The 5,482-nt window shown below is 57.8% G+C and carries 6 protein-coding genes and 1 pseudogene; 1 reads left to right on the plus strand and 6 read right to left on the minus strand.

Going from position 1 to position 5,482, the window contains the following annotated elements; genetic code table 11:
- Positions 1-12: 12 nt before the first annotated feature.
- From KP699_RS15740 to KP699_RS15760, 5 genes are all read right to left on the minus strand, one after another.
- On the minus strand, positions 13-1,773 hold the full coding sequence (locus tag KP699_RS15740) for a Hint domain-containing protein (protein WP_215763280.1): 1,761 nt from the start codon (positions 1,771-1,773) through the stop codon (positions 13-15).
- A 29-nt stretch (positions 1,774-1,802) separates the two neighbouring features.
- Complete coding sequence (locus KP699_RS15745) at positions 1,803-2,246, minus strand: DUF29 domain-containing protein (protein WP_215763281.1); 444 nt, start codon at positions 2,244-2,246, stop codon at positions 1,803-1,805.
- Positions 2,243-2,842: a helix-turn-helix domain-containing protein gene (locus KP699_RS15750; RefSeq protein WP_215763282.1), complete on the minus strand. Its 600-nt coding sequence runs from the start codon at positions 2,840-2,842 to the stop codon at positions 2,243-2,245. The genes KP699_RS15745 and KP699_RS15750 overlap by 4 nt, the downstream gene beginning before the upstream one ends.
- Positions 2,843-3,171: 329 nt before the next feature.
- Positions 3,172-3,708, minus strand: coding sequence for a replication protein (locus tag KP699_RS15755; RefSeq protein ID WP_215763283.1), 537 nt, complete (start codon positions 3,706-3,708; stop codon positions 3,172-3,174).
- Positions 3,705-3,962, minus strand: a complete 258-nt coding sequence (locus KP699_RS15760; protein WP_094754701.1) for a mobilization protein — start codon at positions 3,960-3,962, stop codon at positions 3,705-3,707. Before KP699_RS15760 ends, KP699_RS15755 begins: the two co-directional genes overlap by 4 nt.
- Positions 3,963-4,176: 214 nt before the next feature.
- Here KP699_RS15760 and mobQ point away from each other — a divergent pair, with 214 nt between their 5' ends.
- Entirely contained in the window at positions 4,177-5,208 is a 1,032-nt protein-coding gene (gene mobQ / locus KP699_RS15765) for a MobQ family relaxase (RefSeq protein ID WP_308164939.1), read from the plus strand.
- Between the two features lie 37 nt (positions 5,209-5,245).
- Here mobQ and KP699_RS15770 read toward each other — a convergent pair.
- Positions 5,246-5,482: pseudogene (locus KP699_RS15770) on the minus strand (hypothetical protein); the annotation flags it as partial.

The raw sequence follows: 5,482 nt of genomic DNA on the forward strand, positions 1-5,482 counted from the left end.
CAGGAGAGTGTTTCAGGCCTGAAGGGCCTGTTTTTCCGAGATGGTGTCACTGAGGAGGTAAGGCCCGGTCTTTTTGATCTGGATAGCCAGAAGAGCGACGCTGTTGGGATGACGATCACTGAGTGGCAGCAGGGCATGACCTGATGTCCAGCGTGTGTCCTCCCATTCCAGGGTATTCCAGCCATCCAGATTCTTATCGGTCAGATGGGCTGTGATGGCATGGTTTCGCCCAGCCTCGAACATCGTGATCTCTCCGACCGCGACACCGAAATAGCGGCGGTCGTCGACGAATGGGCCGATGACATCGCTGGGTCGGCTGGCATTGGAGGCGATGCGAACGGACTGCACACCGGTCGGGATCATGAACACAACGCGTCCGTTGTGTTCACGGGCTGGTCGGATAGATGCGCCTGTGTCTGTGATGAGATGGAGATTGGCTTCCTCTGTCAGTTCTGGAGCCGCATCTTTCTGTGTGATGCCAGTGGTGATGGCACGGGCTTCAGCCTGGCGGAACAGAGGTTCGGCGAACTCACGCGAGACGCCGAGCGGAGCTGCGGCATCGTCCCAGGTCAGGTTTCGGCTTCCACCAATCGAGAGGACATTGCCTTTCTGGGAGAAGGAGCGACGGTTGCCCGTGTCGAGATAGCTCTCGGTGAGCATGCCATCGGCCATGATGACCGAATGATCTTCGGTTTCGATGTGGTAGTAATCGTAGGAGGTGATGGACTTGTCGAAGAAGATCGAGCGGCCGTTCACCAGCATGCGGGCGGGGACGAACTTTCCGTCGAAGAACAGGCAGTGTTCTGCTGTGATCAGCATGTCCTTGAAGGGAACACCATCCGCAATGGCGTCCTTGAGGATGCGGACCGGATAACCTGCCTGGTCATCAGGAAGACCAGGACGAACCGTGCAATGCGCCTGACCCGCCCAAGTCACACGACGTGGGGCCGTGGTGCCGTCGATATAGGCGATAATCTCATCATCCACACTCAGGTCTTCAATGGCCCTAGTGCCAGACGGCGTGGTGATTAGAGATCCAGGAAGAAAACAGACAATGGTGGCATCATTATATTGATGACCGTTAATTGTATCTGTAGGTGATGCACTTATATAAAGATTTGAACCATCCGTTTTTTGGTATAAACTATTATTATTCTTTGTGTAGTTACCTGAAATGTTTATTGTGTAACCATTGTCGGTAGTTATGGTTGTTGTTGATCCGTTATATGTAGCATTGGTAACTTTTCCAGCTCCTGGAATTTCTATCGTAGATCCAGCATTATTAAACCCATTAATGCCGCTAAAAGATAGAATGTTAACCCCAGATGATGGCGTTAACAGGAGAGTTCCGCCTCCCTTTTTAAAATTAATACTTGCACCTGAAAGTGCTGATAAATCTGCACTTTGAACATTTCCTAAATTAAGGGTGCCGCCATTCTGAATATTGTAAGTCATGCCACTGAGAGCAGAAATTGTGGTGGTACCGCTTATGTTTACGGTTCCGCCATCAGCAGTAAGGGATGATCCAGTTAGAAGTCCAATGAGAGAGTTTCCGACTTCGACAGTAACATTTGCACCATCAGTAGATGTTACGAGAAATGGGCATGCTAAAGATATTAATGCAGGCGCAAACGATACAGAAGCAACGACATCATTACCTTTGAAAGTAGCGCTCGATCCTCCTGATTCTAATAATCCAGCATAGACGGTCGGATACATAGTATACGAACCGCTTTTTGTGACCGTATTTCCGTAGCTGTATAGACCAGACATTATTTATCTCCATTTAAGTAAATACATTATTAAGATTTGGATTCAGGCCAGAATCCTTCATCCATCATCTGACTGAACGCCCATGGGCAGGAAGCAGGAAAGGTGCTTTCGGGAAAGCCGGTTTCCAAAGCAGCATCACGGCGGGCACGGCGGTAAGCTGTGTCGATGCTGGCTTCCAGAACACTTCGCAGGCTTGGATTGTCGGCCAGATGATCAGTTAACGCATCGCGAGTATTGGCAATCGACAGACGCCATGAAGCGCCCCGGCGCACAGGCTGAAACTCCCATTTGAGCAGATGGAGAAGCAGCACGGTCAGACGGCTGATGAGTTCACGCTTCTCGGATTTCCCCATGCTTTCGATTTCCTCGGCGATGTGTTCAAGGTCCGCCTCGGATAGCTTTCCGGCGCGTAGCAGTCCGGCCTGCTCGTTGGTCCATGCGTAAAAATCATGGTCGTAAAGGGTGCTGCTCATGACGCACCTCCATGGAGAAGTTCAAGCTGCATGGGCGGCCGGGTTTCCGCGGCCTGTGCCTTGCGGACGTCCAGCGAGCCATTCCATGCCACGTGTGGGTTGATGAAATACACGGCCATGCCCGGGCCCCTCACGCCTTCGATCTTGCGACGTTCACGGCGGATCACGCCCATTTTTTCCAGCGTTCCCATGATGGTGCTGACGCTACGAGGGGCGCAGTCAATTTCCTCGGCGAGCTGGTCACGGGTGAGCAGTACCTCGCCGGTATCCTGCCGGAGATTGAGCAGCACCAGATCGAAGGCATGGCGGACCTGATTGGGCCGGTCATCGGACGGCAGGGCGCGGATGGCGTCCCAGATTGCGGCGGTCTGCATACGGCTCAACATGGTGAAACCTCCCGGCCAAAGCCCTTCGGTGGTGTCTGGTCGCGCGGCCTTCTGGAGCGCGTGTGTGGCCCTTGAGATGGCTATACGTGCCTCTCCGGGCAAATGCTTCAGGAGTTCTTCGGACAGGAGCGAGAGCTGCTCGGCCGCCTGTGCGGCTTCCTCCTGTCCGGACCGCTGCTGTCTGGTGGTGAGGCGCACAATCTGGGCCATGGCTCGCTCCCTGTGGAGAACCCGTCATTAGGTCACGGATTCCGTGATCCAAAGGTCACAGAGTCCGTGACCTAATGCAACCCATTTCTGCCAGATTTCTGCGGGGTGTGGCGATCCCTAAGAAAGAGAAAAGAATCTAATCCCCCTGTTGTCCCCCCTTTTTCCGGTGGAAAACTGCCATTTCGGGGTCTGTTCCGGCGCCCTTTGGGCGGGCTACGCCGCTCCCGCTCCGCGCTCGCCCGGACCCTGTGACGCCGGCAGAATCGGGCAAAAGAAAATGGCTCAGGAAGCGATGAGGGGGCTGGCCGGCTTTCCCATCCCGGTGACGATCAGGGGATATACCAGCCGCTGAGGTTCCCCTTGGCGTCCAGCTTCGGGAAGCAGACCGTCCGACCCTTCTGGCGTTCCATGGTCCAGCCATCCCCTTTGCACAGGGCCAGCATATCGAGGCTGCCAAGCTGATCGAGGCCATAGGCCCGCTGTCCGGCCGGGGTGTTGGCCCAGCTCGCGGCGGCCTCCTGATTCCGGGCTTTCTGGTATCCGTCCGCGTGTCCGGTGTCCCATCCAGCCCGCTGACCGAAGAAATACCCCCCGCCAAACGCCACCAGAACGATCAGGAAGGCCATCAGGCCCGTCCAGAGTAGAGATGAGCGTATTTTGGTCTGGGCGGCCTGTAGCGCCTTCTGTGAGGCTCCTGTGGCCTGTTTGAGCGCGGCCCGCATTTCGGCTGACAGGTCGTGTTCCTGCTGGTTCCGGGCCGCCTGATCGGAGCGGACGGCCCGAAGCAGACGGTTTGTCTCCGCCATTTCCCGGCCGAGCTGGTCGAACGCGGCCAGCCCGTCATCCAGCTCGCGTTCGTCACTCATGACCGGTCAGGCTCCGGCTTCTGCCAGCCCTCGAACGCCTTGTGGTCATGGTCGCGGGTGATGCGTTTCATCAGCTCGTCAATGACGCGGCCGAAGCGTTCATCCTTCCCGGCCGCGTCAATCAGCAACCCACCCAGAATGACCTTCCTTCGGGTATCCAGCTTGCGTTCCTCGGCCGTTTGTCTGGCGAGCAAAGCCTGATACCGGGCCTTGGCCTGCTCGACCTGCTGTTTTGCCTTTTCGATGGGTGTCATTTTTCCTCCCGCCCCAAGTGGGTGCAATGGTCTGTCGTTATTCCTGTCCCCGCGTGACCCTCTTGATGATACCCGATTTTTCGGAAATTTCCCTGATTCGTCGTGGAGTGCAAACAACCCTTGCGACGAAGGAGTAAAGGGCGCACTTTAGCATTGTTCCAATGCGTGCGTCAGGGACGTTCCTTCCCTGAACCCTTCCTTATCCCGGTGACCCGTGGCGATCTATCACCTGTCCGTCAAATCCATATCCCGTTCGGCCGGTCGCAGTGTCGTGGCTGCTGCTGCCTATCGTGCCGGTCAGGAACTGACGGACGAGCGGCAGGGCCTGACGCACGACTACACCCGGAAACAGGGGGTGGAGGATGCGTTCATCGTGGCCCCGGATGGCGCGGACTGGGCGCGGGACCGGAACGCCCTGTGGAACGCAGCCGAGGCGGCCGAGAAGAGGAAAGACGCCAAGACCGGCCGGGAATACGAGCTGGCGTTACCGGCCGAGCTGGACGCGGGCGCACGGGCCGCACTGGCCCGGGATTTCGCCCGTGAGCTGGTGGCGCGATACGGGGTGGTGGCGGATGTGGCGATCCATGAACCCGGCCGGGAAGGGGATAACCGGAACCATCACGCCCATATCCTCACCACGACCCGGATGGCCGGGGCGGAAGGACTGGGAGCCAAGATGCGGGTTCTGGACGTGGCCAGCACCGCCTCGGCCGAGATCGAGCACATGCGGGGCGTGTGGGCGCACCAGGTGAACATGGCGTTGGAACGGCACCAGGTCGAGCAGCGGGTGGACCACCGGAGCTTCGCGCGCCAAGGGGCGGCACAGGAGCCGACCCGGCACATGGGAGTGTCAGCGACCGCCCTGGAGCGTCAGGCGGCCCGCGAGATCCCCGTCCGAGATCCGGTGACGGATCTTGGGAAGCAGAATGCGGAGATCCGCGAGCGGAACCAGGTGCTGGAAACCGCCCGCAAGGCCATGGAAAAGGCGCAGGAGCTGTTCTCCGGCCTTGAGAAGCGGGCAAAGCTGGCGGTCAGTCTGGCCCGGAAGATCGGGCAGCGTATGGAGCGGGAGAGGGAAGCCGAGCGCCAGAAACAGGAGCTGGCGCGTCAGGCCGAAATCAGACGCCAGCAGGATATCCAAGTAGCCGAGGAAGCCCGGAAGGTCACCGAGAAGGAGGCTGGTCCCTCAAAGGGACGATCACGGGGGCGCAGCCGAAGTGCTGATCGCGGGTATGATCCCTGGTGATCCTGCCCCGGGAAAGTGTCCGGGGCAGGAGAGTGTTTCAGGCCTGAAGGGCCTGTTTTTCCGAGATGGTGTCACTGAGGAGGTAAGGCCCGGTCTTTTTGATCTGGATAGCCAGAAGAGCGACGCTGTTGGGATGACGATCACTGAGTGGCAGCAGGGCATGACCTGATGTCCAGCGTGTGTCCTCCCATTCCAGGGTATTCCAGCCATCCAGATTCTTATCGGTCAGATGGGCTGTGATGGCATGGTTTCGCCCAGCCTCGAACATCGTGAT

Source organism: Acetobacter sp. P1H12_c, from assembly GCF_018811975.1.
Lineage (GTDB): Bacteria > Pseudomonadota > Alphaproteobacteria > Acetobacterales > Acetobacteraceae > Acetobacter > Acetobacter persici.